Below are 26,004 nucleotides of genomic sequence, written 5' to 3'. Positions count from 1 at the left end.
GAAACCGCATACGCGGAGCTTTGTTCGGGATCACAAGGGAAGGCAGCCTTCCGCCGCGTTGCCTCCAAGGGTGTCTACGCGGGTGGCGGCTCTATAGCGGAAGGCGGGAAAGGGTGCAAGCCATGGCGGGCAAGGGTGGCCGATGCCTGCGTTGGGCGCCGCATTGCGCTCAGGCCGGCAGGTCGGTGGGCGGATTTGATCCGTTTCCCTTGGCGCCACCGAGCGTGGACAGAGCGCTCAGCAGTTTCGTCCGGTCCTTGCCGATCATGAGCACGCCGCTGTCGGGCGCCAGCAGCGCCGAGAACGGCAGCATGGCGGCGCCGATCGAGGACGCTTCGGGGCCGAATTGCCCCGGCACGATCTCCGGCGCCACGATGCCGATGGCGCTGGCCTGGTTGAACTGGGCCTGCACCCTTGCCAGCAGTTCGAGATGGATCGGCCTGGGCAGGATCGAGTCGAGAACGATGGCCTCGATATCGATGATGGAGGTGATGGCGATGATCGCCTCGACCAGCGCGCTCGCGCAATCGTCGATCCATTCGAACAAGGGCGCGCGCGCCTCGGGCGGCAACGGATCGAGCTCTCGCACGCGGTTGATCACCACGCCGCGCGACCTCAGGTGATTGACCAGCACATAGATCGAGGCGCGATGCAGCAGGCTCTGGTAGCGCGCAGGCTTCGCCGCCACCGAATCGAGGCTTGAGGGCGAGACCGGCAAGGGTCCGAGGGCAGCGCTGTTGCCATGCGGCCCGGTATGGACCCTGCCGCCTTGCACCAGGCCGCCGCCGACAAAAGTGTCGATCGAGATGTGCATGAAATCGCGGAAGCGGGCGCCGGCGCCCTGGACAAGTTCGGCCAGCGCCGCCGACGTGGCGTCGTTTTCCACGAACACCGGCGTCTTCGCCGGCGTGGCAAAGCATGTCGTCAGGTCGATCGCCTCCCAGCGGCTGCCGAGATCGTCGGGAAAGCCGAGTTCCTCGCTCCAGCCGCCGAGGAAATAGGGTGAGGCAATGCCGACGCCGACGATGCTGGCATCGCCAAGCCCATCCACCAGCTTTTCGAAGGTGGCCAGCGCCATGTTGCCGGCCTTCAGCACCAGATCAGGATCGGGGAAGCGGTATTCGTGCGACTCTCTTGCGCGGATTTCACCGGCGAAGTCGACCAGAACGGCTTCAAGCGCACGCCGGCCGATCTTGATGCCGACGCTGTAGATGCGTTCCGGTGTCAGCCGGTAAAGCGTGGAGGGCGATCCGCGTTGCCCGAACCTTTTTCCCACTTGCTTTACGAATCCGGATGATTCCAAGCCGTCGACGATGGCAGCGACGGCCGCCGGCGTCAGGCTGGCCGCGCGCGCCAGATCGGACTTGGAGGCTTCCTTGAGGCGACGGATGGCGTCGAGCACGAAACGCTCGTTGTAGTGGCGAACTTTGACAGAATTGCTGCCTTTCCCTGACAAAACCCGCGTCTCCTCAAATGTCGCCGTTCTTACCGCAAGAGGCCGAAACCACCTTCGACCGAAGCATCCTGCGACGCCTGTGCGAGAGGCGACAGTGCGCGTCGGAACCATGGAAGTCAATTTTGCCGTTGCGCCTTTGCGCTATTTAATATAGCAAATTGAAAAAATAACTAGTCAGGGAGGAGACGTGCTGCACTCGGGCACACAAAGCGAAGCCGACGCTGCGGTGGTGCGGGCTGTTCCTGTTGCCCTGGTTCAGGCGACGAAGGCTTTCGGCGGCACGATTGCGCTCAAGGACGCCTCCTTCGAATTGCGCTCCGGCGAGGTGCTGGCGCTGCTTGGCGAAAACGGCGCCGGGAAGAGCACCTGCGTGAAGCTTCTGGCCGGTGTGCATTCTCCCACCAGCGGTCATGTCGAGGTTGACGGCAAATCAGCCGTCTTCCATTCGCCGCATGACGCGCAGGCGGCCGGCATTGCGGTCATGCACCAGCATCCTGGCTTGTTTCCCGATCTGTCGGTGGCGGAGAACATCTATCTCGGCCACATGCCGCGCGACCGCTTTGGCGGCATCGACAATGCCGCCATGCTGGCCGGCGCGCGCAAGGTGCTGGCGACCGTCGGGCTCGACGTGCCGGCGGCAACGCGGCTGGGAACCCTGCGTACCTCAGAACAGCAACTGGTCGAAATAGCCCGGGCGCTATCGCTGGATGCGCGCGTGCTGATCATGGACGAACCGACGGCGGCGCTGTCGCAGCGCGAGGTCGAGCGGCTGTTTTCCGTCGTTGCCGATCTCAGGCTGCACGGCGTGGCGATGATGTTCGTCGGCCACCGTATGGACGAGATCTTCCGCATCGCCGACCGCATCGCGGTGCTGCGCGACGGGCGCCTGATCGGCGTCAAGCCGAAGGCCGAGCTTGGCCGTGCTGCCGCCATCAGCATGATGGTCGGGCGTGAAGTCACCGACCTCTATCCCGAACGGCGCCATGCCTCAGGCGCGCTGGTGCTGGAGGCGAAGGGACTTTCGCGCGCCGGCGGGTTTGCCGGTATCGACCTCAAGCTTCACGCCGGCGAGGTGCTGGGGCTTGGCGGCCTGGTCGGCAGCGGACGCACCGAGATTGCGCGCGTGCTGTTCGGTATCGACCGGCCCGACGCCGGCGAAATCCTGATCGACGGCAAGCCCGTGCAGTTCGCCTCGGCGCGCGACGCCATGGATGCGCGCATCGCCTATGTGTCGGAAGATCGCATGGGCCAGAGCCTGGTGATGGATTTCTCCATCCTCGACAATGCGGTGCTACCTGTTCTCGACAAGGCCGCACAACGCGGTCTCTACGGCACCGACCGCGCCATCGGTCTGGTGGCGGACTGGCTGAAGCGCATGAAGCTGCGCTTTTCCGGCTACGGGCAGCCGGTGAAAGAGTTATCCGGCGGCAACCAGCAGAAGGTGGTGCTGGCCAAATGGCTGCGCACCGAGCCGCGCGTGCTCATCCTCGACGAGCCGACGCAAGGCATCGATGTCGGTACCAAGGCGGAAGTGCATGCAATGATCGCTGACCTTGCCGCGCAAGGCATGGCGATCCTGCTGATCTCGTCAGAGATGCCCGAGCTGATCGGCATGTGCGACCGCATTATCGTGCTGCGCGAAGGCCGCCAGACTGCTGAGTTTTCGCGCGGGCAAGCCACGCAGGAAAAGGTACTGGAATCGGCGACCAGGACCGATGAACGTGCCGGCCAGGCAGCGCAGATAGAACGCGCCGCCGAGGAGGAAAAGGCAAAAGGACCGTTCGATTTTCTGAAGCGGCGGGAATTCGGCCTGCTTGCGGCGATGCTCGCCGTCGCCATTCCGGTCACCATCATCAACCCGCGCATGGTGAGCGCGGCGAACCTCACCGCTGTGTCGATGGACGCGGCCTTGCTGATTGTCGCCGCACTGGCGCAGATGCTGGTGCTGATCACCCGCAACATCGACCTGTCGATCGCAGCTGTGATCGGCCTCTCCGCCTATATGGCGGCCAGCATGGTTCAGGCCTATCCCGGATTGGACATCGGCATCGGCCTGATCACCGCCTGCGCGGTCGGCGGCTTTGCCGGACTGCTCAACGGCCTTGTCGTTACCAGGGGAAAGATCCCGGCCATCGTCGTTACGCTGGCTTCGATGTCGATCTTCCGCGGTTTCAACTCGATCTGGGCGGCGGGCGACCAGGTCAGCGCCGACGAAGTCACGCAAGCCTGGCTCGACATGACCGGGCTGAAGATCGCAGGCGTGCCGCTGATCGTCATCATCGCTATTGTCATCCTGTGCGCCGGCTATGTGCTGCTCTATCGCACCGCAACCGGGCGCGAGCTGTTTGCCACCGGTTCCAACCCGGACGGCGCAAGGCTGATCGGCATTCCGGTCGACCGGCGCATCCTGCTGGCCTTCGGCATGGCCGGCCTGCTAGGCGGCCTGTGCGGCGCCCTGTGGGCTTCGCGCTACGCCACCATCGATGCCCGCGTCGCGCTCGGCTTCGAACTCACGGTGATCGCCTCTGCGGTGGTCGGCGGCGTCGCCATCCGCGGCGGCTCGGGCACGCTGCTCGGCATCATCCTTGGCGCGCTCACGCTCTTGGTCATCAAGAACGGGCTGACGCTGGTGCGCGTCGATCCGCTCTGGCTGCAGGGCGTCTATGGCCTGGTGATCCTGGTTGCCATCGGCATCGACACCTTCATCGTGCGGCGCGCCGAACAGGCGAGACAGGCGAGGGCGAGATGAGAAAGTTTATCCGCTCGATCGACTTCTGGGATCTGCTGCTGGCGACCGCCTGCCTCGCCGTCTTTATCTATGCGGCGGTCTTCGTGCCGAATTTCGTCTCCGGCTTCAACCTCTCGCAATTGGCCGCAAGCGCCTCGGAAAAGGCGTTGCTGATCCTGCCGATGACGCTGCTCATCATCACCCGCGAGATCGACCTGTCGATCGCCTCGGTGCTGGCGCTGACATCCGTGGTGTTTGGCCTGCTCGTCCAGGGCGGCGTGCCGACGCTGGCGGCCATTCCGCTGACGCTGGTCTTCGGCGGCCTGCTCGGCGCCTTCAATGGCTATCTGGTTTCAGGGCTGGGGCTGCAGTCGCTGGTGGTGACGCTCGGCACCATGGCGCTCTATCGAGGCATTGGCTACATCCTGCTCGGCACCGGTTCGGTCAACATATTGCCGCCGGCGGTCGTCGATTTCGGCATCAGCAATCTGCCGGGCACACAAATCCCGTGGACCATCGTGCCGTTCCTGCTGCTGGCGCCGATCTTCGCGGTGGTGCTGCAGAAGACGCCGACCGGCAAGCGCATCTATGCGCTCGGCGGCAGCCCCGAAGTGGCGCGTTATTCCGGCATCGATACGCGCAAAATGGTGCTGAAGCTGTTCGTTGTTTCGGGCATGGTCGCAGCCATCGCCGGCATCGTCTACACCGCGCGCCTCTCCAACGCCCGCGCCAACAATGCGCTCGGCATGGAGCTCGATGTCATCACCATCGTGCTGCTCGGCGGCGTCAGCGTCTTCGGTGGTAAGGGGCGGCTCACGGGGGTCATGCTGGCGCTGCTGTTGATCGCCATCATCCGAAATGTGCTGGCGCTCAACCAGATCGGCGGCGACGCTCAAGGCATGATCATCGGCCTGCTTCTGATCGGCTCGCTGCTGGTCGGCAATTACTGGCGCTCCCTGGAGGAGCGGCTGTCAAGATCGCGCGTCCTGCGCGAAACCAAGGGGTGATCTCGGGCCCCTTTCTTCAAGCCCGAATTCTGACGGAGGAGACACAATGAAAGCGTTTAGAATAGCCCTGCTCGCATCCGCGGTTCTGCTTGCGCCGGCCTCGCTGGCCTACAGCCAGGAATGCGCCAAGGAACCGGTGACCGTCGGCTTCCTGCCCAAGCTCGACACCGATCCCTACTTCAAGGTGGCTTTCGGCGGCGCCGAAGAGGCGGCGAAGGAAATTGGCGGCACCGCCACCCAGGTCGCCCCGTCGCAGGCGACGGCCGAGGCACAGATCGAATTCATCAACAGCCTTGTGTCGCAGAAGGTCGGCGTCATCGCTATCGCCGGCAACGACGCCAATGCCGTTGCGCCTGCGCTGAAGCGCGCCGTTCAGCAAGGCGTCCGGGTGATCTCGTACGATTCCGACGTCGCGGCCGATGCGCGCGCGGTGTTCGTGAACCAGGTGAAGGGCGACAGTCTGGCCGAAATGATGCTGGAAAGCGCATTCAACCTCAGCGGCGGCGAAGGCGAGTTCGCCATCCTGTCGTCGACGCCGACGGCGACCAACCAGAACGCCTGGATCGACTTCATGAAGGCGAAGATGGCGGCAGAGCCGAAATACGCCAAGATGAAACTGGTGCAGGTCGCCTATGGCGAGGAGAGCGAGCAGGTCAACCAGCAGCAGGCCTTGGCGCTGGTGCAGGCGTTTCCGGATCTCAAGGTGATCATCGTGCCGGCAGGCATAGGCCTTCCGGCGGCCGCGCGCGCACTCGAGGAAGCCGGTATGATCGGCAAGGTCAAGCTGACCGGCCTTGCGCCGGCCACTTTGATTTCGAAATACATCAAGGATGGCGCTGCCCAGGATATCTGGTGGAATGTCACCGATCTCGGCTACCTGACCTATCAGGCGGCCCAGGCGCTGGCGCAGTGCAAGATCACCGGCAAGGAAGGTGAGAAGTTCACGGCAGGCAGGCTCGGCGAGTACACGATCGGCGCCAGCGGTGAACTGATCCTCGGCCCGGCCAAGATCGTGACGCCGGAAAACCTGGCCGAGTTCAAGTTCTAGAGCGTTTCACCGTTTCACGGAAACGGCGAACCGCTCTATCCCTTTGTTTTACGCAATTCCGGACGGAAAACCGGTCACACTTTTCCTGGAATTGCTCTAAGCCTCCCAAGGCTTTGCGGGCGCCGGTTCGAGCCGGCGCTCGCCTTTCAATCCTCAGTCGAACAGTGCGAGGGCGACGATGAAACTCTTGCTGGCAGGCGAGACCTTCGCGGCGACGACCTCGGTCGCCGCCGGCGGCGATGTGCTGACGAGTGCGACGTGGGTAAACGGCGCGACGGCCTTCAATGCCGCACTTGCCGCAGAGGGCATAGCGGTGACGCAGATCGGTGGCGATCGCTGCGCGGCCGAATTTCCGTATGACCTCGACGCGCTGGCCGAATACCAGGCGGTGGTGATCTCCGATGTCGGCGCGCTGACCTTGCTGGTCACGCCGGAGGCCCGCGCCGGGCGCATCGGCGTCAACCGCCTCGACGTCCTCAAGGCCTATGTCGAAGGCGGCGGCGGGCTGATGCTGGCCGGCGGCTATATGGGGTTCCAGGGCATGTTCGGCACGGCGCGTTTCCACGACACCCCGGTCGAGGACGTGCTGCCCGTGCGCTGCCTGCCATTCTCGGACGGGCTGGAAGTGCCGCAAGGCCTGCAGCCGTCGATCCTTCAGGCGTCGCATCCAATCCTTGCCGGTGTCGCGGGCCCGTTGCCGCCGATCCTCGGCATGAACAAACTCGATTTCAGGCGCGATGGCTCGTCCCAGCTGCTGGCGACCTGCCATTATCGTGGCACGGACTGGCCGCTGCTTGCTGCTCGCAGCGTTGGCCACGGCCGCACTGTCGCCTGGGCGACGGATATCGGCCCGCACTGGCTGTCGCAGGACTTTCTCGGCTGGCCGCTCTACGGCAAGCTGATGGGCAACGTCGTGCGCTGGCTGGCCGGCAAGGATTAAGCCTGGCGTGTTTGTAGGGCAGCTAGTCCGGCTTGCTGCTCAACGCTTCGCGCAGCGCCTGGATCCGCCGATTCAAGGCATCGAGATCAGCCATCGTCATGCCCGAGCGTTCGATCAGGGTTTCGTTGAGGCAGTTGCACTGGACGAGCAGCGCGCGGCCGGCAGGCGTCAGGTCGACCTGCACTTGGCGCTCGTCCGTCTGGCTGCGCTGGCGGGTGACGAGACCGGCCTGTTCCATGCGCTTCACCAGCGGCGTGATGGTGCTCGATTCCAAAGCGAGCCTGTGCGCAATCGAGCCGACCGACATCCCGCCGGCTTCGGCAAGTGCGTTCAGCACGAGATATTGCGGATAGGTGATGCCCATCTCGTCCAGCATGGGCTTGTAGGTGCGATTGATTGCCATGCTGGTGGCGTAAAGCGTGAAGCAGAGCTGGTTGTCCAACGGGAGAGGCACGAGGCATTCCTTTGCCGACTGAGCACATCAATATGTACCACGAAAAATGATATCGCGATACATATTTTCTGTAGACAAGGATTTGGACCTGCGCTAGTCGTATGGTTATCGCGATATTGATTATCGCGGAAGCAATCAATGGAGAGCGAGATGACCAAGCCCGGCAGCAGCACGATCACCACCAAGGACGGCACCGAAATTTTCTACAAGGATTGGGGAACGGGACAACCCATCGTCTTCCATCACGGCTGGCCGCTGAGCAGCGACGACTGGGACGCCCAGATGCTGTTCTTCCTGTCCAAGGGCTATCGCGTCATTGCCCATGACCGGCGCGGCCATGGCCGCTCCACCCAGACCGATACCGGCAACGAGATGGACACCTACGCCGCTGATGTCGCGGAGCTTGCGGCGCATCTCGACCTCAAGGACGCGATCCATGTCGGCCATTCCACCGGTGGCGGCGAAGTGGCCCGCTATGTCGCGAAGTACGGTTCCGGTGGCCGTGTCGCCAAGGCCGCACTGCTCGGCGCGGTGCCGCCGATCATGCTGAAGACGGCGGCCAATCCGGGTGGCCTGCCGATCGAGGTGTTCGATGGTTTCCGCTCCGCCCAGGCAGCCAACCGCGCCCAGTTTTTCCACGATATTGCGGCCGGCCCGTTCTACGGCTTCAACCGCCCCGGCGCCCAGGTATCGCAGGCTGTCGTCGAGAATTGGTGGCGCCAGGGCATGATGGGCGGCACCAAGGCGCATTATGATTGCATCAAGGCGTTCTCGGAAACCGACTTCACCGACGATCTGAAGGCCATCGACGTGCCGGTGCTGGTCATGCATGGCGACGACGACCAGATCGTTCCCATCGCCGACTCTGCCCTGCTCTCGGTCAAGCTGCTCAAGAAGGGCGAGCTCAAGATCTACAAGGGCTTCCCGCATGGCATGGCGACCACCCATGCCGATGTCATCAACGCCGACCTGCTGGCCTTCTTCAAGGCGTAGAACCGTTCAGTTGAATAGACATCATCCAGTCGGATAAGCAAGGCACCCGCCGCCGGGCGGGTGCCTTTGCTTTCATCGAAATGTCAGCGAGGCGGTGCCTTATTTATCGAGAAAACCAGTGATCAGCTTGACGGTCGCGTCGGGGTTTTCCTCCATGATCCAGTGTCCGGAAGCGGGCACGATGCCGCTCGTGACATGGGTCGCAACAAGCCGCAGGAGATCGGCCTGCGTGGTGCCGGCGGATTTTTCACCGCCGACAGCCAGCACCGGCATGGTCAGTTTGCCGCCGGCGGCAAGCATCGCCTGGTTGTCGATCGCGTCCTGGTCAAACGCCTTGAACTGCTCGAAAGCGTCATGCATCGCATGCGGGCGGGCATAGAGTCTGGCGTAGTGCTTGCGCGTGGCCTCGTCGATCTTCTTGGGGTCAGCCGACAGTTCGTTGTAGAAGCGATCGAGATAGATGCGCTCGCGCCCTGCGACCAGCCGCTCCATATCCGGGCCGCGGAAGTTGAAGTGCCAAAGCAGTGGGCTTTGCTTGATCTTTTCCCAATCGCCGATGCCGGGCAGCGGCGCATCGATGATGACCCATTTGGTGATGCGCTTGGGATATTGCGCGGCAAGCGCATAGCCGACCATGTTGCCGATGTCGTGGGTGACGAGATCTGCCTTGTCGATCTTCAGGGCATCCAACACGCCGGCGATGTCGACGGCCTGGCTCTTCTTGGCGTAGCCCGCTTCCGGGTGGGCCGACAGACCCATGCCGCGCAGGTCCGGCACGATGACGGTGTGGTCCTTTGCGAGGGCGATGGCCGCGGCGCCCCACATGTCTCCGGTATCGGCAAAGCCGTGCAGCAGCACGACGGCGGGACCCTTGCCGCCAACGCGCACATAGAGTTTGGTGCCGTTGGTTTCGACGGACTGCGTCTTGAAACCCGGCGGAAAGGGAACGATGCGTGCCGTCGCCGGCAAGGTAACAAGAAGCACACCCAATACGGCCAATACGATCTTGCGCATGTCATCCCCCAGAGACGTCGAAGGCCCCAAGCCTTCGTTGATGACTATCTCTAGCAGGCTTTTCAACCAGCGCATGGTGAAAGAATCACAGAGGGCGCAGCAATGCCGCGCCCTGCGTCAAATCCGCAAAATCGACCGGTTTTATCTGGCCGCCGCTTGCGCCTTCCTGGCTTCCTTCATGTTGGGCAGGAACACCGTCAGCAGGCCGAGCAGCGGCAGATACGAGCAGATCTGGAAGACGAAATCGATGCCCTTCATGTCGGCGACGACGCCGAGCACAGCGGCTGCAATGCCGCCCATGCCGAAGGCGAAGCCGAAGAAGATCCCGGCGATGGTGCCGACACGTCCCGGCACCAACTCCTGCGCAAACACGACGATGTTGGAGAAGGCCGAGGACAGGATCAGGCCGATCAGCACCGTCAGCATCATCGTCCATTCGAAATTGGCGTAGGGCAGCGCCAGCGTGAACGGCAGCACGCCGACGATCGAGAACCAGATCATCGCCTTCTGGCCGTAGCGGTCGCCGAACGGTCCGCCGAGCAGGATGCCCAGCGCCGAGGCGCCGAGGAACAGGAACAGCATGACCTGGCTCATCTGCACCGACACGCCGAACTTATGGATGGAATAGAAGGTGTAGTAGCTGGAGAGCGAGGCGATGTAGGCGTTCTTGGTCAGCACCAGCAGCGTCAGCACCGCCAGCGCTCCCATCACCTTCTTGCGCGGGAAGGGGGAGACGAAGCTTGCCGCCTTGCGATTGCCCTGCGCGGCGCGCATCCGGCTGTACCAGCCGCCGACCCGCGACAAAACGATGATGCCGATCAGAGACCCGACGGCGAACCATGAAATGCTGGTCTGGCCGAAGGGCACAACGATGAAGGCAGCGAGCAGCGGCCCCATCGACTGGCCGAAATTGCCGCCGACCTGGAACAAAGATTGCGCCAGGCCAAAGCGGCCGCCGGAGGCAAAGCGGGCAATGCGCGAGGATTCCGGATGGAAGATCGCCGAGCCGATTCCGATCAGCGAGGCGCCGACCAGAAGCAGCGCATAGTGGCCGGCATAGGCCAGAACGATCAGGCCAATCAGCGAGGACGCCATGCCGTAGGGCAGCGAATAGGGCATTGGACGCTTGTCGGTGATCATGCCGATGACCGGCTGCAGCAGCGACGCAGTGACCTGGAAGGTGAAGGTCAGAAGACCGATCTGCCAGAAATCGAGACCGTAATTCTCTTTCAGCAGCGGATAGATCGCCGGCAGCAGCGATTGCATGATGTCGTTGATGCCGTGGCAAAAGCTCACCGCCAGAATGACGGTGAAGGCGGTCGCCTGGGCTGAAGGGAGGCTGGCGCTTGGCTGCGGTGCAATGCTGGTGGCTGTATCGGTCAAGGCAGGCTCCGAGGTCTTTTGGCGGGTGTTTGCCCGCGGGCAGGCTTGGTGGCCGCTCCCGCGGACCGCCTTAAGGACGCTCGTCTGAAGCGCATGGGGCGACGCCCCTGCGGAGCGCCTTGGGGATGGCTGCCTTATAAGCTGCTTGCGAGGCGACTTCTTTCGTGGTTTGGTCCAATAGTTTCGCAAGTGGGCCATAGCCGATGCCACATCGCAGGGATATCTTCCGCGCCGGCAATGCCGATCTCGGCCGATTGCACGAAAGCCGCTGGCAGTGGCTGGAGGAGGTTTCCGGGCCGGCGGTGGCTTTGCCGACCGAATATCCCGACGGCTACCACGTTCCGCAACACCGCCACAGCCGCAGCCAGCTGCTGCATGCGCTGGTCGGTGTCGTGCTGGTGACGACCAGGTACGGGCGCTGGATGGTGCCACCCGACCACGCAATGTGGATACCGGCCGGCACCGAGCATTCCGTCGAAATGCTGGGCGATGTCTCGATGCGCTCGGTCTATGTCATGCCGGGCGCGATCCCGGGCCTGCCGGAAGGTTTGCGCGTCGTTGGCATCACGGAGCTGATGCACAGCCTGATCGTCGAATCGGAAAAGCTGCCGCAAGGCGGCGAACTGGAAGGCCGCGGCGGGTTGATCATGAACCTCTTGCTGCACGAGATCCCGACCTTGCCGGAACGGCCGCTCGGCCTGCCGTTCCCGTCTGATCCCAGGCTGGCGGCGCTCTGCCGACGCTTCGTGGCGGCACCGTCGCCGCATGCCACGATCGACGAGTGGGCCGATGCCGCGGGGATGAGCCGGCGCTCCTTCACCCGTGCCTTCCACCGCCAGACCGGACTGTCCTTGTCGACATGGCGCCAGCAGGCCTGCCTGTTCGCGGCACTTCCCAGGCTCGCCGACGGCGAGCCGATCACCAGGGTGGCGCTCGACCTCGGTTATGACAGCGTGCCGGCATTCATAACCATGTTCAAGCGCATGCTCGGCGCCTCGCCGCGCGGCTATATGCGCGGCGCCCGCGACGAAGGCATGCGGCGGGCTCAGCCTCGGCTTGAGGCCCCGGCGCCGTAACGCCAGGAAAAGCCCGCAGCACTTTGTCGTAGGCCCTAGTCCAGCTGAACGCCGCTGGCCTTGACGATCGGTTCCCATTTGGCGAGTTCGGCCTTCACATGCGCTCCAAGCTCTTCCGGGGTGGAGGCCACGATCGAGGCGCTGAACTGGGCCATGCGGGCGATCACATCAGGGTCTTTCAGGGCTTCAACTGCCGCCTTCTGAAGAACGGCGACGACCTCCGGCGGCGTGCCTGCGGGCGCGAACAGAGCGTTCCAGCTGTAGGTTTCATAGCCGGGAATGGTTTCGGCAATGGCCGGTATGTCGGGGAAGGAGGGAACGCGCTCCTTGGTGGTGACGCCAAGCGCTCTCAGCGTCCCGCTCTTGATATGGCCCGATGAAGAGGGGAGGTTGTCGAACATCATCGGCACCTGATTGCCGATAACGTCGTTCAAGGCCGGTCCGGCGCCCTTGTAGGGAATGTGCTGCATGCTGACGCCGGCCATCGTCTTGAAAAGCTCGCCGGAGAGATGGAGCGGGGTGCCATTGCCTGATGAGGCGTAGGCATATTTGTCCGGATCCTTCTTCAGCATCTCGATCAGTTCCTTGACGTCCTTGGCAGGGAATTCAGGGTTCACGACCAGGACGTTTGGCACCAGCACGAGCAACGATATCGGCGCAAAATCCTTCTCCGCATCGTAGGGCTTTGTCTTCAGGATCAGCGGGTTGAGCGCGTGGGTTGCGACCGTGCCCATCAGGATCGTGTAGCCGTCCGGTTCGGCTCGGGCGACCTGGGCAGCGCCGATGCTGCCCCCGGCGCCGCCGACATTTTCGACGACAATCTGCTGGCCCAGCTTTTCGGACATCTTGTTGGCGACCAGGCGCGCGACCAGATCCGTCGAGCCACCGGCGGAAAAGGGGACAACCATGGTGATGGTCCGGTTCGGAAAATCGGCGGCCCAGGCCGCCGGTGCTGAAAGGGTGGCTGCGATGGAAACCGCGAGCCCGAGCAAAGTCCTACGCCGCATCTGCTACTCCTCCGTTGATTGGAGGGGCAGTATGGCCATGGTGAACTCCTCGCACAATGCAACCATGGACTGACTGCCCGCCTCAGGAGATCGGGCTTGACACCGATGCTTCGGTTGGCGTGCGCGAGAACGCCTCACCCCTCAGTTCAATCAGCCTTGGTCCAGCTGAAAACAAGCCATTTGTATCGTGACGTCTCTTCAGGCTCGGCCGTGTAGGTCATCTGCATGTCGCCGCCCTCGGCGTAGATGTCGAGCCTGGGCGCCGTGTCCAGTTCGAGCCACAGGGAATCGTTCTTGAACGACCATGTCCCGCACCAGACGCAAGGCCCCGATGCTGGGTCACCCGGTTGGTGAAAATTGTAGCGGCCGTCCGCCGTGATCTCCAGATAGTCGGAGGCGCCGTAAAAGGCGGTCACAGTCTGCTGAAATTCGGTCGCAGACGCTTCCTGGTCGGGCTTCGCCGGCTCTTTCAGATCACGCGGTGGCCGGATTGCGGACCCTGCGATGCTCCATTTGCCGATGAAATCCTTTTCGGTGGGAAGATATTCCGTTTGCGCCTGCGCGGTCGAAACCGGAGCGATTGTCGGCGCATAGGCCGCGCTGGCGATGCCGATTGCGAGAAGCATTCCTGCGATGCCTGCAGCCTTGATTCGATTGCGCATCAGCTGGCTCCTTTCACGACGGTTTGGGGCAGATTCCAAAAAGGAGATTACCCCCGAGCCAGGCCCGTGGGCACGCTTTTGGGCAACATGGATTAATCGAACAGGCTCGACACGGACTCTTCGGTCGCTGTGCGCGAAATCGCCTCGCCCATCAGGTCGGCGATGGAGATGACGCGGATATTCGGGGCGTCGAGCACGCCTTGCGTCGGCTGGATGGAATCGGTGATCACCAGTTCCTGCAGCTTCGAGCCGCTGATCCGGGCGACCGCACCGCCCGACAGCACGCCGTGGGTGATATAGGCGGTGACGCTGGTAGCGCCGTTGGCGAGCAGCGCATCGGCGGCGTTGCACAGCGTGCCGCCGGAATCGACGATGTCGTCGATCAGCAGGCAATCCTTGCCGGCGACCGCGCCGATGATGTTCATCACTTCGGATTCACCGGGACGTTCGCGGCGCTTGTCGACGATGGCCAGTTGTGCGTCGAAGCGTTTGGCGAGCGCGCGGGCGCGCACCACGCCGCCGATGTCGGGCGAGACGACGACGACATTGGCAAGCTGTTTGTATTTTGCCTTCACGTCACGGGCCATCACCGGCACCGAGAACAGATTGTCGGTCGGAATGTCGAAAAAACCCTGGATCTGGCCAGCATGGAGGTCGAGCGTCAAGACGCGGTCGACGCCGGCGCGGGTGATCATGTTGGCGACCAGCTTCGCCGAGATCGGTGTGCGGCCCGAGGCCCGGCGATCCTGCCTGGCGTAACCGAAATATGGGATGACCGCGGTGATGCGCTTGGCCGAGGAGCGCATGAAGGCATCGATCATGATGAGCAGTTCCATCAGATGATCGTTGGTCGGGAACGAGGTCGACTGCAGGATGAAGACATCCTCGCCGCGCACGTTTTCCTGGATTTCGACGAAGATTTCCTGATCGGCGAAGCGTCTGACGCTGGCCTTGCCCAGCGGGACATTGAGATAGCGGGCGACCGCTTCGGCCAGCACCCGGTTGGAATTGCCCGCGAAAAGCTTCATGCACCGTTCCTGGCGAAGGATGGGGAGGTCCTCTTAATCGGGCTTGTAGCGAGCCGTGCCGGTATTGCAAGCCTCGTTGACGGGAATCCGCCGGCTAATCTCAAAAACGTCAACAGTGAACGGGAGCCGGTAACAGGCGGATCAGCCGGCGCTGCCGCCGAGCCAGGCCGCGAACTGGTCGATCGTCTGGTCGGCGATCGCCTGCATGGTAGCGGGTGCAACCGCGGGCCAGCCTTCGGCGGCATTGACCGAGGGCGCCTTCTGCTGGCCATTGATGCGGTGTAGCCGGTTGCCGGCGGGGTCATAGACGTCCCAGACATAGATAACGGTGGTGTCCTTGCCTTCCGTCATCGTCGAGAAGTAGCCCTTCAGCACATGGGTGGCGGCTTGGTCGGCGCTGCCGGCAAGGGTGATGCCGCGCTGCTTGGCGCGTGTCTGCAGTTCGGCCGTCAGCGGCGTTGCCGCTTCCACCGAGGCGCCGACGATCGGCGCGATCTGCAGCCGGGTCTTCGACGAAGCGGCGGCGCTCTGCGCGGGGTTGGCGGGTGTCGTGGCGCCGACGGCCGGCGCTGGTGTGGCGGCGGGCGCAATGCCCGGGGCGGCCAAGGGCTGAGCCGAGGCTGCCGGCGGCGTGATGGCGGACGGCTCAAGGACGTCCTTGGCGTTGGTGCAAGCGGCTAGCACAAGCGCTGCGAGCAATGACACGGTCGTCACATGCGATCGTCTCATCTGCCCGAAAACTCCTTAGTCGTGAACGCCCCCGCGTGGACCAACCATTATGGATTCACTGTACGATCAAGTCGAGATCATGGCGTGAAAGCGGCTTCGGCTGGGATTCGGTGGTCAGGTAGGTGCGGCCAAGCGTCATCGCCGTCTCGGTTTCGGAGTCCATGATGATCATGTGCGCGAACAATGTCATGTTGGGCGCGATCGGCTCGGGATTGCCCTGGTAGAACATCGGCATGTCCATCCAGGACGGGGTGAAGCGGGCGCCGACGGAATAGCCGCAGGCATTCAACCGATGCTTGGTCAGGCTGTGCGCCTCCAGCGTGCGGGCATGCGCGTCGAAGACGTCGCCGAAGGTGTTGCCGGGCGTCATCGCCTTCTCGACCGCCAGAAGAGCCGCGCGGGCGGCGTCGAACAGCTCCTGATGACGCTTCGACGCCTTGCCGGTCAGCACGGTGCGCATCATCGGCGCGTGATAGTGATGGAACACGCCGGCCCATTCGAGCGTCAGCTGATCGTTCTTGGTCAGCTTGCGGCGCCCGGCCTTGTAGCGGCAGAGCAGCGCGTCGATGCCCGAGCCGATGATGAATTCATTGGCCGGATAGTCGCCGCCGCCGGCAAACACCGCGCCCTGCATGGCGGCAAGGATCAGCGCTTCGTCGCCGCCCTGCTTGATCAGCGGCAGGGCCGCTTCGAGCGCGTCGTCGGAAAGGTTGGCGGCCTTTTCGGCCTTGGCGATTTCAGCCGGGCTCTTGAACAGGCGCAGACGGCCGACAATACCGGAGGCGTCGGCGATCTGGCCGAAGGTCTGCAGCTGCTCGTCGACGCGGCGGCCATTGAAGGCGGTCAGGCCATGGGTGTCGTATTCGACGCCGATGCGAGCGCCGAGGAGATTGAGGTCGTTGAGCAGGTTGCGCAGGTCGACCGCCGGGTTGGCGCCGTCGCGGTCGGTCCACAGCACGATGTTGTCGATGATCGATGTGTGGCGCGCCTGGCGCAAATCGGCCGAGCGGGTGAGCAGCACCATAGAGCCGTCAGCCTTCATAACCAGGCACTGGAAGAAACAGAAGCCGAACGTGTCGTAGCCGGTTAGCCAGTACATGCTCTCCTGGGCGAAAAGCAGTACAGCATCGAGCTTCTTTTCCGTCATCTCGATCATCAACCGGTCACGCCGGGCGTCAAATTCCGACCGTTCGAAATGCAGCGCCATTATCCGTTCTCCAAAACAATTGCCGAAACCTGCCGACCGTAGTCCGGTTCCTTGCGATGCGTCGCGCGCCGGTAGGAAAAGAAGAGATCCTCCTCAGCATAGGTGCAGCGGCCAAGCCCCTGCGCGGTCACGCCAGCCTTCTTCAGCCGGTCGACCGTATAGAGGTTGAGATCGAACATTGCATGCGCCGGATTGGCCGAAGGCGCGAAATAGCCGATGTTTTCGGCATCGGCTTCGACGAAACGGGCGACGAATTCCGGCCCGACCTCGTAATTGTCGGGGCCGATCGAAGGACCGAGAACCGCAATGATGCGCTCACGGCGGGCGCCAAGGCTTTCCATCGCGGCAATGGTGTTTTCAAGCACGCCGGTAAAAGCGCCCTTCCAGCCGGCATGCGCTGCGCCAATGATGCGCGCTTGCGCATCGGCGAACAGCACGGGGCCGCAATCGGCCGTCGAGGCGCCGATGGCGATGCCCGGCCGGTCGGTGACGATGGCGTCGGCCTTGGGCCGCGGGCCGGGAAAGGGTTCCCTGGCAATAACGACATCGGGCGAGTGGACCTGATGCGCGGTCAGGAGATGGCTGGCCGGCACACCCATCCAGGCAGCGACGCGGCGGCGGTTCTCGGCGACCAGCATCTGATCGTCATCCGAGCCGGTGCCGATGTTAAGTCCCTGATAGATGCCGCCGGAGACGCCGCCGATACGGGTGAAATAGCCATGGCGGATACCTCGCGGCTTGGCCGCTTCCAGCAGCGGCGAGCGAACAGGATCCGGTTTGGTCTGATTCAGCATGGATGGGTTTGTTGTCCGCGCCGGCGTTTTCGTCAAGGCGAAGTTCGGCCGAGTGATTGCGACAGTGCTGCCGCGTCGACTTTGCATTGGCCAAAAGCAGGCATGCGACCATAGGCGGCGTCGCGGGACGGCTTGTAACGATCTCTGAGAGTCAGACTGGCTGATGCGGCAGGATTTTCAGGATTTTGAACAGCGTGCCCATGCCGTCGGATCCGGCCAGGCGCTCGACAGCATCGGCAATGGTTTGTCGTGCCTCTTGGCTTGCCTGGCTGCCCAACTGGCCAGCTCGCTCAAGCAATCCCATGCCAAGCAGAAAGTCGCCCTGCGTCGCCAATTCCACATCGAGGCCATGTGCCCGCACGACGGCGGCCAGTGCCGCGAAGTCGACATGGGCGGTGAGATCGGCTTCGCCGGGATTGGCCAGCACATCTTCTGGGGCGTGTCTGCGCACGGCCTGCAATGTGTCGCCGAAACCGGGCTGGAGATGGCCGTAATCAGGGAACAGCCCGGCGCCGCCGTGGTCGGCTATGCGTTCGACAATGGTCGCCATCAGTGCCGCGCGGGCCGGTGCTATTTCGAAAATAGAGCCTTGTGGCGCCTCGGCGGCGTCTTCCGGCAGCAGCGTCGCCTCGACCGAGCCGGCGCCGGCGAAGAAGCTCAACTCGTCTGAGACGTCGAGGCCGATCACCCGTTCGCGCCAGCCGGCGCCGGCGCGGATGAACTGGCGGATCGGCACAGCGTCGAACAATTCGTTGCCGACAATCAGCAACGGCGCCTGCGGTAGTGTGGCGATGGTTTCGTGCCAGCCGAGCTCAACCGAAGTTTCGGCAAGCGTCTGCTTCTGGATTTCAGTCAGCCGCGGACTGGTCTCGACCAGAGCGAAGGAGGCTCTGGCGGCGATAGCCGGATCGAGCCGCGTCAGGGTGCGAAGCATGTCCTTCATCAGCGTGCCGCGGCCAGGCCCGATCTCCGCGATGGTGACCGGCAGGGGTCGGCCGATCGCCAGCCAGGCCTGATAGAGCCAGACGGCGACGAGTTCGCCGAACATCTGGCTGATCTCGGGTGCGGTGACGAAGTCGCCGGCGGCGCCGAACGGCTCGCGCGTGGTGTAGTAGCCGTCGCTGGGATCGAAAAGGCAGAGCGCCATGTACTCGTTGACGGGGAGGGGCCCGAGCGCGCCGATCAGGTCGACGATGCGGGTCTTCAGCCGTGTCATGCCGGCTGTGGTTGCGGCGCCGGTTTGGCGGTGGCCATCGCCCAGATGCCGGCTAGCACCATCGGCAGCGACAGCACCATGCCCATGGTGAGCCAGCCGCCGAGGAGGTAGCCGAGCTGCTGGTCGGGCTCGCGGAAGAACTCGACGAAGATGCGTGACAGGCCGTAGCCGCAAATGAAGGCGCCGCCGACAAAGCGCGACGTCTTCAGCTTCAGCCGCGAATGGGTGAGGAAGCGCAGGACCAGGAACAGCACCGCGCCCTCGAGTAGCGCTTCGTAGAGCTGGCTCGGATGGCGAGGCTCCAGGCCCGCGACACAACCCGCCACGGTCTGCTGGAGACGCTCGTTGCAGAAGACGACGCCCCACGACACGTCGGTCACGCGACCCCAGAGTTCGGCATTGACGAAGTTCGCGATGCGGACGAGGCCGAGCCCGACCGGCACGCCGGCTGCCACCACGTCGAACAGCGTCCAGGTGCGGATGCCGCGCTTGAGGGAAAACAGCGTCATGGCGAGGATGACGCCAAGCAGGCCGCCATGGAACGACATGCCGCCCTGCCAGACGGCGAAGATGTCGAGCGGGTGGTCGATATAGCGCTTTAAATCGTAGAAAAGCACATAGCCGGTGCGTCCGCCGAGCACGACGCCGACGGCGGCCCAGACGATGAAATCGTCGAGGTCGATCGGCTTCATCGGCAAGACGCCATCAGGCCACAGCCTTGTGTTGGTGACGAGCCGCTTGGCGTACCACCAGGCGAACAGGATGCCGACGATATAGCCGATGCCGTACCAGTGCACAGCCAGCGGGCCGATCTGAACCAGGATCGGGTCGATGTTGGGGAAGGACAGCGACGCCATCGGCAGCGGGAAATAGTCGTTCAACAGGATCTCCTGGGAGGGCTCGCGTTAGGGCGCGGACCATGCGGCAGGGTTTTGGCGGGGTCAAGGCAAGGTGACGACAGCCTGATCGTCAGAGATAATGGGCTCAACCCTGCGGCTTGCCGGCGACCAATTGCCTGAGCGCATCGTTGATCCTGTCTTGCCAGCCGGGGCCATCTTCCTGGAAATGGTCGAGCACGGCGCGATCGATCCTGATCGAGACAAGCTCGCGAACGTTTGGTGCGGCGGAGGGTTCGCGAATGGGAGGCGCGGGTTTCTTGACCGGCTTGAAGGCCGCTTCAGCGGCTTCCATCGGATTGGTCGGTCGGCGCGGGGGCGTTGCCATTGGTTGATCCTGAATGAGAGTGACTCTTGCCTGGAGCAAGTCGTGAGGAAAACTAGGCCGCTGGTCTGTGAAGACCAGTAACTTCACTTGGTTCTCTCTGCCATTGCCCTGTATTTGGCTTCAAGCCTGTCCAGCACCTCGTCGCCAGGCTAGACCCGGCCCGCACTGGCATCCGAAATGCCCTTTGCGAGTGCTGCATCGAGTGCTGCAAAGCGCTTCTCCAAGTCCGTACTGTCCGTCACGGCAACCGTCGTTAAATCGCGTCCGACATTAAGCCGCACCAGCTTCAACGTTCTTGCATTCCGCAGGCAGTGCCACTACGTCAATTCGAGCAAGCGAGGATTTGCCATGTCAACCGGACCGAACCGCATTCTCGATGAATTCGCCAAGCTGATGACCGATGCCGCGGGTGCCGCACAAGGCGTGCGCCGCGAGGTGGAGACTGCCTTCAAGGGGCAGGCCGAGCGCATCCTCAACACCATGGATGTGGTGCAGCGCGAGGAGTTCGAGGCTGCCCGCGACATGGCTGCCAAGGCCCGCGAAGAAAACACCAGGCTGGCCGCCCGCATCGATGCGCTCGAGGCCAGGCTTGCCGAATTGACCGGACAGGCCGCACCTGCGGCTGCGGCAAAGCCCAAAGCAAAAAAATAAAATTTAAACTTTTCCACAAAGCACAATCCGAAAAAGTGCTTTGCCGTGAATCGTTTACCGGCAATGCATGAATCTTTGTGACAGCGCCTTTCCACATGCTGATGACGCAGTGCGAAAAATTAGGCTGTTCACGCGACTCCCGATCAATAGACTGAATTTGTTGCATGATTCGAGCAGGGTCATGCGGCCGGGCGGTGGGTTCCGGTCCGGGGTCTTTGTGTCGTGAAGTCCTGGCCGTCCGAGTTCAAGACAAGATTGTTCGTCGTGTGTGCCCCGCGGAGCGTGTGGCGCTCCCCTGAACACAGGAAGCATTCCATGGAACTTCTCGAACTCGAATTCTCCCGCGAAATCCATCCGGTGGATGTCATCGAGCAGGTCGCCCATAACAATGACTGGTCCTTCGAACGGGCCGGCGATGACGAAATCTCGATCTCGGTTGCCGGCAGCTGGACCGACTATCACGTCTCCTTCTCATGGATGGAGGACTTCGAGGCGCTGCATCTGGCCTGTGCTTTCGACATCAAGGTGCCGGAAGCCCGCGCGCTGGAAGTGATGCGGCTTTTGTCGCTGATCAACGAGCAGATGCTGTTTGGCCATTTCGATCTCTGGGAGCAGGAGGGCGCGATCATGTTTCGCCAGTCACTGCTGCTCGCCGGCGGGGTCGAACCGTCGAGCCAGCAGGTCGAGGTGCTTTTGTCGTCGGCGCTTGAAGCCTGCGAATGCTATTTCCAGGCCTTCCAGTTCGTTGTCTGGTCGGGAACCTCGGCCAAGGATGCGCTGGCCGGTGTCCTGTTCGAGACCTATGGCAACGCTTGAGCTTCCATGAGTTCGAGCAGCGCGCGCAAGCCCGAGATCAGCTTTGCCGATTTTGATCGTGTCGACATCCGTGCCGGCACGATCGTCGAGGCCGAGCCTTTCCCCGAGGCGCGCAAACCCGCCTTCAAGCTGAAGATCGATTTCGGCCCTGAGATCGGCGTGAAGAAATCCTCGGCACAGATCACGAAATACTATGCGCCGGAAACGCTGGTGGGACGGCAGGTGTTTGCGGTGGTGAATTTCCCGCCGCGCCAGATCGGTCCGTTCATGTCGGAAGTGCTCACGCTCGGCTTCCCTGATGAGGAAGGCGCCGTGGTCCTTGGCGCCATCGAGCGCAAGGTGCCGGACGGCGGCAGGTTGTTTTAGGAAGATTGCGTCAGGCGGCCAGCTTGCGCCTTGTGCTCAGCGCCTCTTCGACCGTGTCCATGAACATTTCGGCGCAGGCTTTCCAGCTGTAGCGCATGGCGCGTTCGCGCGCCTCGGCGCGGTCGACATTGAGCGCGGCGAGCGAGGCCTCGCGCAGATCGGTCGACACCGCGCCGCCGATGCCGTCGCCGACAATGTCGATCGGTCCGGTGACCGGATAGGCGGCCACCGGCGTGCCGCTGGCCAGCGCCTCGATGATGACGTTGCCGAACGTGTCGGTGCGGCTGGGGAAAACGAAAACATCAGCCGAGGCGTAGATCTCGGCCAGCTCATCGTTCGGGCGATGGCCGAGGAAGTGCGCCTGCGGGTACTTCGCCCTGAGCCTAGCCAGTTCCGGTCCTTCGCCGACGATCACCTTGCTGCCGGGCAGGTCGAGATCGAGGAAGGCGCTCAGGTTCTTCTCGATGGCGACGCGGCCGACGCACAGGAATACCGGGCCGGGAAAGCCGAGGTCCTTCTTCTTGTCCGGGCGGAAGTGATCGGTGTCGACGCCCCGCGTCCACGGCCTGAGCTTGGTGAAGCCTCGCGACGCAAGGTCCTCCGCCAGCGACTGGGTGGCGACCAGCGTGCCTTGTCCCGAATTGTGGAAATCACGCAGCCAGCGATAGGCCCAGCTCTCCGGCACCGGCAGGCGGGCGCTGAGATATTCGGGAAAGCGGGTGTGATAGCTGGTGGTAAAGGGACGGCCAGCATTGCGGCAATAGCGCCGCGCCATGATGCCGAGCGGGCCTTCGGTGACGATATGGATATGGTCGGCCTTGCGAGCCTCGATCAGCCGCGCGACATGACCGGGCGTGGTCAGCGCCAGCCTGATGTCGGGGTAGGTCGGCAACGGCAAGGTGCGAAAGATATTCGGGGTCAGGAAGTCGACCGCAACGTCGAAGGTTTTCAGCGTTTCGGTGAGCCGCTCCAGCGTGTGGACGACGCCGTTGACTTGCGGCCGCCAGGCGTCGGTGACCATCAGGATGCGCATGGCGGTCCTTTGCTCGGGTCGACGGTTGCCTTGATGCGATAGCGGTACGGGCCGGCTGCCCTCGCTTCGCTCCACCGCACCCGGGCATGCACGAGGTCGAAGTAAGGCGGCTGAGCCGAATCAACTGAGGTCGCGCGCTTCATGCGCGCTCTTGACCATGGTTTCATGACGGGCGGATGAAGGTGGTTTTTGGCCGAGCCCGCCTTCCAGATCATGCTTTGGTCAGGCGGGCACCTTGATCACCGCCCGCAGGCCGCCGAGCGGGCTGTCTTCCAGCATGATGTCGCCGCCATGGCTGCGGGCAATATCGCGGGCGATAGAGAGACCAAGGCCGGTGCCGCTGGCGTCGAGGTTGCGCGCCTCGTCGAGCCGCACGAACGGTTTGAACACGTCCTCGCGCTTTTCCGGCGGGATGCCCGGACCGTCATCGTCGATGGTGACGACGAGTGAGCCGCGGCCGTGATCGGCGCTGATCTCCACCGTCTTGGCATAGCGCAAGGCATTGCCGGCGACATTGGACAACAGCCGGGCGAAAGCGTGCGGGCGCACATGCACGTCCGGATCACCGGCAAGCACGGTCGATAGCTTGCGCTTGTGCAGCGACGCCTCCTCGCCGAGCTTTTGGAAATAGGCCTCGAGATCGAAATGGCCGGCATCTTCCGACGCTTCGCCGCGGGCAAAGGCGATATAGCCTTCCAGCATCGACTGCATGTCGTCGATGTCCTGGTTGAGCGCGGCCTTGGTCTCGGGCTTGCCGCCAGCCAGCGCCAGCTGCAGCTTGAAGCGGGTGAGGATGGTTCTGAGATCGTGGCTGACGCCGGTCAGCATGGCGGTGCGCTGTTCCAGCTGGCGTTCGATGCGCTCGCGCATCTGGATGAAGGCAAAGCCGGCCCGTCGAACCTCCTCGGCGCCGCGTGGGCGGAAATCGCGCGGCATCGGCCGGCCCTTGCCGAAGCTTTCGGCGGCCTCGGCCAGAGACAGGATCGGCCGGATCTGGTTGCGAAGGAAGGGGATGGCAATCGTCAGCAGCACCAGTGACGTCCCGACCATCCAGATCAGGAAGATGTGGGTGTTGGAGGCATAGGCCTGGCTGCGGCGCACGAAGACGCGCAGCACCTTGCCCTCGAGCTGGATGCGGACCTCGACGATGTTGGAATTGCCGACCGTGTCGATCCAGAACGGGCGGTTGATCTGGCGGGTGATCTCGGTGGAAAGGACGTCGTCAAGGATCGAGAAGAAGGGCTTGGGTCCAGGCGCCGGCAACGGGTCGGGCGGCAAGAGGTCGACCTTCAACTGCATGCGGTCTTGGGCGATGCGGATGATGTTGGCGTAGTCGCCATCATGCGGATAGGTCTCGATCATGTCGATGATCGCGGCGATGTCGCGCACGGTGGCCTGCGACAGGCGCTGCGTCACGGTTGCCCAGTGGCGTTCCATGAAGTCGAAGGCGACGACCGACTGCAGAAGGATCATCGGCGCGATGACGATGATCAGCGAGCGGGCATAAAGCCGCTTGGGCATATAGAACGCAACCAGCCGCCAGAACCGCTTCCAGGCACGCGGCATTGCTTTCAGCGCGCGTGATACGCGCGCGCCAAAGCCGCCTTGTTCCGGCCGTTCCAGTTGCGTGGTCGCCATTTATCCTTCCGCTGGGTCAATGGCCGCTGGTCGATGGCCACACATCTATGGCCAAGGGCGGCCGTCAGCGGCATTCTATTCCACGCTGAGCCGATACCCAATACCGCGCACCGTCTGCAGCCAGACCGGATTGGACGGATCGCGCTCGATCTTGCGGCGCAGGCGGTTGATCTGGACGTCGATGGTGCGCTCGCCGACTTCCGAATCGTCGCCGACAAGCTCGTGACGCGGGATCGTTTCGCCGGCCCGCGCGGCAAAGATCGCCAAGATCTCCTGCTCGCGGTCGGTCAGCTTCAGCGCCTCGCCGCCCCGCTTCAGCTCGCGCCTGGCGATCTGGAAGGTGTAGGGGCCGAAGACCAGCTGCTCGACCTTGGGCGTCGTCGCCGGGCCGCCGCGGCGCAGAATGTTATTGATGCGCAGGATCAGTTCGCGCGGGTCGAAGGGCTTGGGCAGATAGTCGTCGGCGCCGGCCTCGAGCCCAGTGATGCGGCTGTCGGTTTCCGATAGCGCGGTGAGCATCAGGATCGGTACGTTCTTCTCCGCCCGCAGCGCCTTGGTGAGGTCGACGCCGGTCTCTCCGGGCATCATGACGTCGAGGACAAGGAGGTCGAAGTCGAGTCCTGCAAGCTTTCGCCTGGCCTCGCCGGCATTTCCGGCGACTGTGACGCGAAAACCATTTTCGGTCAGATACTGCTTGAGCAAATTGCGAATGCGGGTGTCGTCGTCGACCACAAGCAGATGCGGCGCGTCATCGTCCGGCGCCGTCGGCTGGTCCACCCTCTCAATGGTCTCCATGGCTTTTCCCTGACATGTTTGCAGGCACAATGTCGATCTGCGCCCTTAGTTCCGGATTGACCATGGCTTCCAGGAATCGTTCGATCAAGGGACGCTCGCTGGCTCCGGAATCTTCCAATGCAGCACGGATGCGGCGTGACTGTGGCCGCGCCAGGGCCAGCGCCAGGGCGCGCCCCTTGGCTGTCGGATAGAGCTCCCGCTGGCGGCGGTCGCGCGGACCCTGCAATTGCACGATATGGTCGGTGTCGATCAACTGCTTGAGCACCCGCGCCAGGCTCTGCTTGGTGATCTTGAGCACGTCGAGCAGTTCAGCGACCGTCAGTCCCGGCCGGCGGTTGACGAAATGCAGCACCCGGTGATGGGCGCGGCCAAAGCCGTAATCGGCCAGGATCTGGTCCGGATCGGAAGTGAAATCGCGATACGCAAAGAAGAACAGTTCGATGATGGCGAAGTCGATGCCGTCCTCGTCGGTGATCGGCGTCTTGATCGGTTTTCCGGCAGCTGGGCTTCGATCCGTCATCATTTCTCCGTCCATAGAGGGAAATTATGTCAGTACTATTGACGTAATTTCCCCGCAATGGTAATTTTTGACAAGCTTTTCGGCTGAATGCGAACGAAAAGGCAAGGGAGTGCGGTTTTTCCGGAACTTCCTGAGTTTGCCAGAGTTCGATTCTCCGCTTACGCTTCAAGGGCCGCCCGACGCGGCTGTCGCGCAACAAGAACAACACTAATGATGTGC

The 26,004-nt window shown here is 63.0% G+C and carries 26 protein-coding genes; 9 read left to right on the top strand and 17 right to left on the bottom strand.

What is annotated here, in order from left to right; all coding sequences use genetic code 11:
* Positions 1-169: 169 nt before the first annotated feature.
* Positions 170-1,456, bottom strand: coding sequence for an ROK family transcriptional regulator (locus tag X730_RS163210; RefSeq protein WP_023825363.1), 1,287 nt, complete (start codon positions 1,454-1,456; stop codon positions 170-172).
* 187 nt (positions 1,457-1,643) lie between these two features.
* On the opposite strand from X730_RS163210, the gene X730_RS1000000165680 reads away from it, so the two are divergent.
* The 4 genes from X730_RS1000000165680 to X730_RS163225 all read left to right on the top strand — a co-directional run bounded on the left by X730_RS1000000165680 (position 1,644) and on the right by X730_RS163225 (position 7,179).
* Positions 1,644-4,205, top strand: coding sequence for an ATP-binding cassette domain-containing protein (locus X730_RS1000000165680; protein ID WP_023825362.1), 2,562 nt, complete (start codon positions 1,644-1,646; stop codon positions 4,203-4,205).
* Positions 4,202-5,191 carry an ABC transporter permease gene (locus X730_RS163215; protein ID WP_023670040.1) on the top strand — a complete coding sequence of 330 codons (990 nt, stop codon included), beginning with the start codon at positions 4,202-4,204 and terminating at the stop codon, positions 5,189-5,191. The genes X730_RS1000000165680 and X730_RS163215 overlap by 4 nt, the downstream gene beginning before the upstream one ends.
* A gap of 46 nt (positions 5,192-5,237) precedes the next feature.
* A complete protein-coding gene (locus X730_RS163220) occupies positions 5,238-6,239 on the top strand; it encodes a rhamnose ABC transporter substrate-binding protein (RefSeq protein ID WP_023701576.1) in 1,002 nt (333 codons plus the stop codon).
* Positions 6,240-6,417: 178 nt separating this feature from the next.
* Complete coding sequence (locus X730_RS163225) at positions 6,418-7,179, top strand: glutamine amidotransferase (protein WP_023691578.1); 762 nt, start codon at positions 6,418-6,420, stop codon at positions 7,177-7,179.
* Between the two features lie 22 nt (positions 7,180-7,201).
* Here X730_RS163225 and X730_RS163230 read toward each other — a convergent pair whose 3' ends face one another.
* Positions 7,202-7,633 carry a MarR family transcriptional regulator gene (locus X730_RS163230; protein ID WP_023670043.1) on the bottom strand — a complete coding sequence of 144 codons (432 nt, stop codon included), beginning with the start codon at positions 7,631-7,633 and terminating at the stop codon, positions 7,202-7,204.
* Positions 7,634-7,783: 150 nt separating this feature from the next.
* Between X730_RS163230 and X730_RS163235 the strand changes: the two genes are divergently transcribed.
* Positions 7,784-8,626, top strand: coding sequence for an alpha/beta hydrolase (locus tag X730_RS163235; protein WP_155921599.1), 843 nt, complete (start codon positions 7,784-7,786; stop codon positions 8,624-8,626).
* 99 nt (positions 8,627-8,725) lie between these two features.
* On the opposite strand, the gene X730_RS163240 is transcribed toward X730_RS163235, so the two are convergent.
* Together X730_RS163240 and X730_RS163245 are read right to left on the bottom strand one after the other, a co-directional pair.
* Positions 8,726-9,640: an alpha/beta hydrolase gene (locus X730_RS163240; RefSeq protein ID WP_023825361.1), complete on the bottom strand. Its 915-nt coding sequence runs from the start codon at positions 9,638-9,640 to the stop codon at positions 8,726-8,728.
* 141 nt (positions 9,641-9,781) lie between these two features.
* On the bottom strand, positions 9,782-11,023 hold the full coding sequence (locus X730_RS163245) for an MFS transporter (protein WP_023825360.1): 1,242 nt from the start codon (positions 11,021-11,023) through the stop codon (positions 9,782-9,784).
* A 203-nt stretch (positions 11,024-11,226) separates the two neighbouring features.
* Here X730_RS163245 and X730_RS163250 point away from each other — a divergent pair, with 203 nt between their 5' ends.
* Positions 11,227-12,099: a helix-turn-helix transcriptional regulator gene (locus X730_RS163250; RefSeq protein WP_023825359.1), complete on the top strand. Its 873-nt coding sequence runs from the start codon at positions 11,227-11,229 to the stop codon at positions 12,097-12,099.
* A 35-nt stretch (positions 12,100-12,134) separates the two neighbouring features.
* On the opposite strand, the gene X730_RS163255 is transcribed toward X730_RS163250, so the two are convergent.
* The 9 genes from X730_RS163255 to X730_RS163295 all read right to left on the bottom strand — a co-directional run bounded on the left by X730_RS163255 (position 12,135) and on the right by X730_RS163295 (position 19,966).
* Complete coding sequence (locus tag X730_RS163255) at positions 12,135-13,106, bottom strand: tripartite tricarboxylate transporter substrate binding protein (protein ID WP_023825358.1); 972 nt, start codon at positions 13,104-13,106, stop codon at positions 12,135-12,137.
* A 146-nt stretch (positions 13,107-13,252) separates the two neighbouring features.
* The gene (locus X730_RS163260) at positions 13,253-13,768 is read right to left on the bottom strand and encodes a hypothetical protein (protein ID WP_023825357.1); all 516 of its coding nucleotides are present in this window, start codon (positions 13,766-13,768) and stop codon (positions 13,253-13,255) included.
* Between the two features lie 92 nt (positions 13,769-13,860).
* Positions 13,861-14,796 carry a ribose-phosphate pyrophosphokinase gene (locus X730_RS163265; RefSeq protein ID WP_023686119.1) on the bottom strand — a complete coding sequence of 312 codons (936 nt, stop codon included), beginning with the start codon at positions 14,794-14,796 and terminating at the stop codon, positions 13,861-13,863.
* A gap of 141 nt (positions 14,797-14,937) precedes the next feature.
* Positions 14,938-15,525 carry a hypothetical protein gene (locus tag X730_RS163270; RefSeq protein WP_023825356.1) on the bottom strand — a complete coding sequence of 196 codons (588 nt, stop codon included), beginning with the start codon at positions 15,523-15,525 and terminating at the stop codon, positions 14,938-14,940.
* 55 nt (positions 15,526-15,580) lie between these two features.
* On the bottom strand, positions 15,581-16,732 hold the full coding sequence (locus X730_RS163275) for a Xaa-Pro peptidase family protein (RefSeq protein ID WP_023695794.1): 1,152 nt from the start codon (positions 16,730-16,732) through the stop codon (positions 15,581-15,583).
* Positions 16,732-17,526 carry a peptidoglycan editing factor PgeF gene (gene pgeF, locus X730_RS163280; protein WP_023695793.1) on the bottom strand — a complete coding sequence of 265 codons (795 nt, stop codon included), beginning with the start codon at positions 17,524-17,526 and terminating at the stop codon, positions 16,732-16,734. Before pgeF ends, X730_RS163275 begins: the two co-directional genes overlap by 1 nt.
* 151 nt (positions 17,527-17,677) lie before the next feature.
* Positions 17,678-18,742, bottom strand: a complete 1,065-nt coding sequence (locus X730_RS163285; RefSeq protein WP_023825355.1) for a class I SAM-dependent methyltransferase — start codon at positions 18,740-18,742, stop codon at positions 17,678-17,680.
* On the bottom strand, positions 18,739-19,623 hold the full coding sequence (lgt, locus tag X730_RS163290; RefSeq protein WP_023713942.1) for a prolipoprotein diacylglyceryl transferase: 885 nt from the start codon (positions 19,621-19,623) through the stop codon (positions 18,739-18,741). Before lgt ends, X730_RS163285 begins: the two co-directional genes overlap by 4 nt.
* A 103-nt stretch (positions 19,624-19,726) precedes the next feature.
* Positions 19,727-19,966, bottom strand: a complete 240-nt coding sequence (locus X730_RS163295; protein ID WP_023683720.1) for a BrnA antitoxin family protein — start codon at positions 19,964-19,966, stop codon at positions 19,727-19,729.
* A gap of 348 nt (positions 19,967-20,314) precedes the next feature.
* On the opposite strand from X730_RS163295, the gene X730_RS163300 reads away from it, so the two are divergent.
* The 3 genes from X730_RS163300 to X730_RS163310 all read left to right on the top strand — a co-directional run bounded on the left by X730_RS163300 (position 20,315) and on the right by X730_RS163310 (position 21,799).
* Entirely contained in the window at positions 20,315-20,617 is a 303-nt protein-coding gene (locus X730_RS163300) for an accessory factor UbiK family protein (protein WP_023711152.1), read from the top strand.
* Positions 20,618-20,932: 315 nt separating this feature from the next.
* Positions 20,933-21,433 carry a YbjN domain-containing protein gene (locus X730_RS163305; protein WP_006202532.1) on the top strand — a complete coding sequence of 167 codons (501 nt, stop codon included), beginning with the start codon at positions 20,933-20,935 and terminating at the stop codon, positions 21,431-21,433.
* Between the two features lie 6 nt (positions 21,434-21,439).
* Positions 21,440-21,799: a tRNA-binding protein gene (locus X730_RS163310; protein WP_023672028.1), complete on the top strand. Its 360-nt coding sequence runs from the start codon at positions 21,440-21,442 to the stop codon at positions 21,797-21,799.
* A 10-nt stretch (positions 21,800-21,809) separates the two neighbouring features.
* On the opposite strand, the gene X730_RS163315 is transcribed toward X730_RS163310, so the two are convergent.
* The 4 genes from X730_RS163315 to X730_RS163330 form a co-directional block, all read right to left on the bottom strand.
* Positions 21,810-22,832 carry a glycosyltransferase family 1 protein gene (locus X730_RS163315; RefSeq protein WP_023683722.1) on the bottom strand — a complete coding sequence of 341 codons (1,023 nt, stop codon included), beginning with the start codon at positions 22,830-22,832 and terminating at the stop codon, positions 21,810-21,812.
* A 222-nt stretch (positions 22,833-23,054) separates the two neighbouring features.
* Entirely contained in the window at positions 23,055-24,470 is a 1,416-nt protein-coding gene (locus tag X730_RS163320; RefSeq protein ID WP_023672026.1) for an ATP-binding protein, read from the bottom strand.
* A 75-nt stretch (positions 24,471-24,545) separates the two neighbouring features.
* A complete protein-coding gene (locus tag X730_RS163325) occupies positions 24,546-25,265 on the bottom strand; it encodes a response regulator transcription factor (RefSeq protein ID WP_023672025.1) in 720 nt (239 codons plus the stop codon).
* Positions 25,252-25,785, bottom strand: coding sequence for a MarR family transcriptional regulator (locus X730_RS163330; RefSeq protein WP_023683723.1), 534 nt, complete (start codon positions 25,783-25,785; stop codon positions 25,252-25,254). The genes X730_RS163325 and X730_RS163330 overlap by 14 nt, the downstream gene beginning before the upstream one ends.
* Between the last annotated feature and the right edge of the window lie 219 nt (positions 25,786-26,004).

This window comes from Mesorhizobium sp. L103C131B0 (assembly GCF_000502275.1).
Classification (GTDB): domain Bacteria; phylum Pseudomonadota; class Alphaproteobacteria; order Rhizobiales; family Rhizobiaceae; genus Mesorhizobium.
Note: the sequence above shows the minus strand (reverse complement) of the source record. Positions and strands in the feature narration are given on the sequence as shown.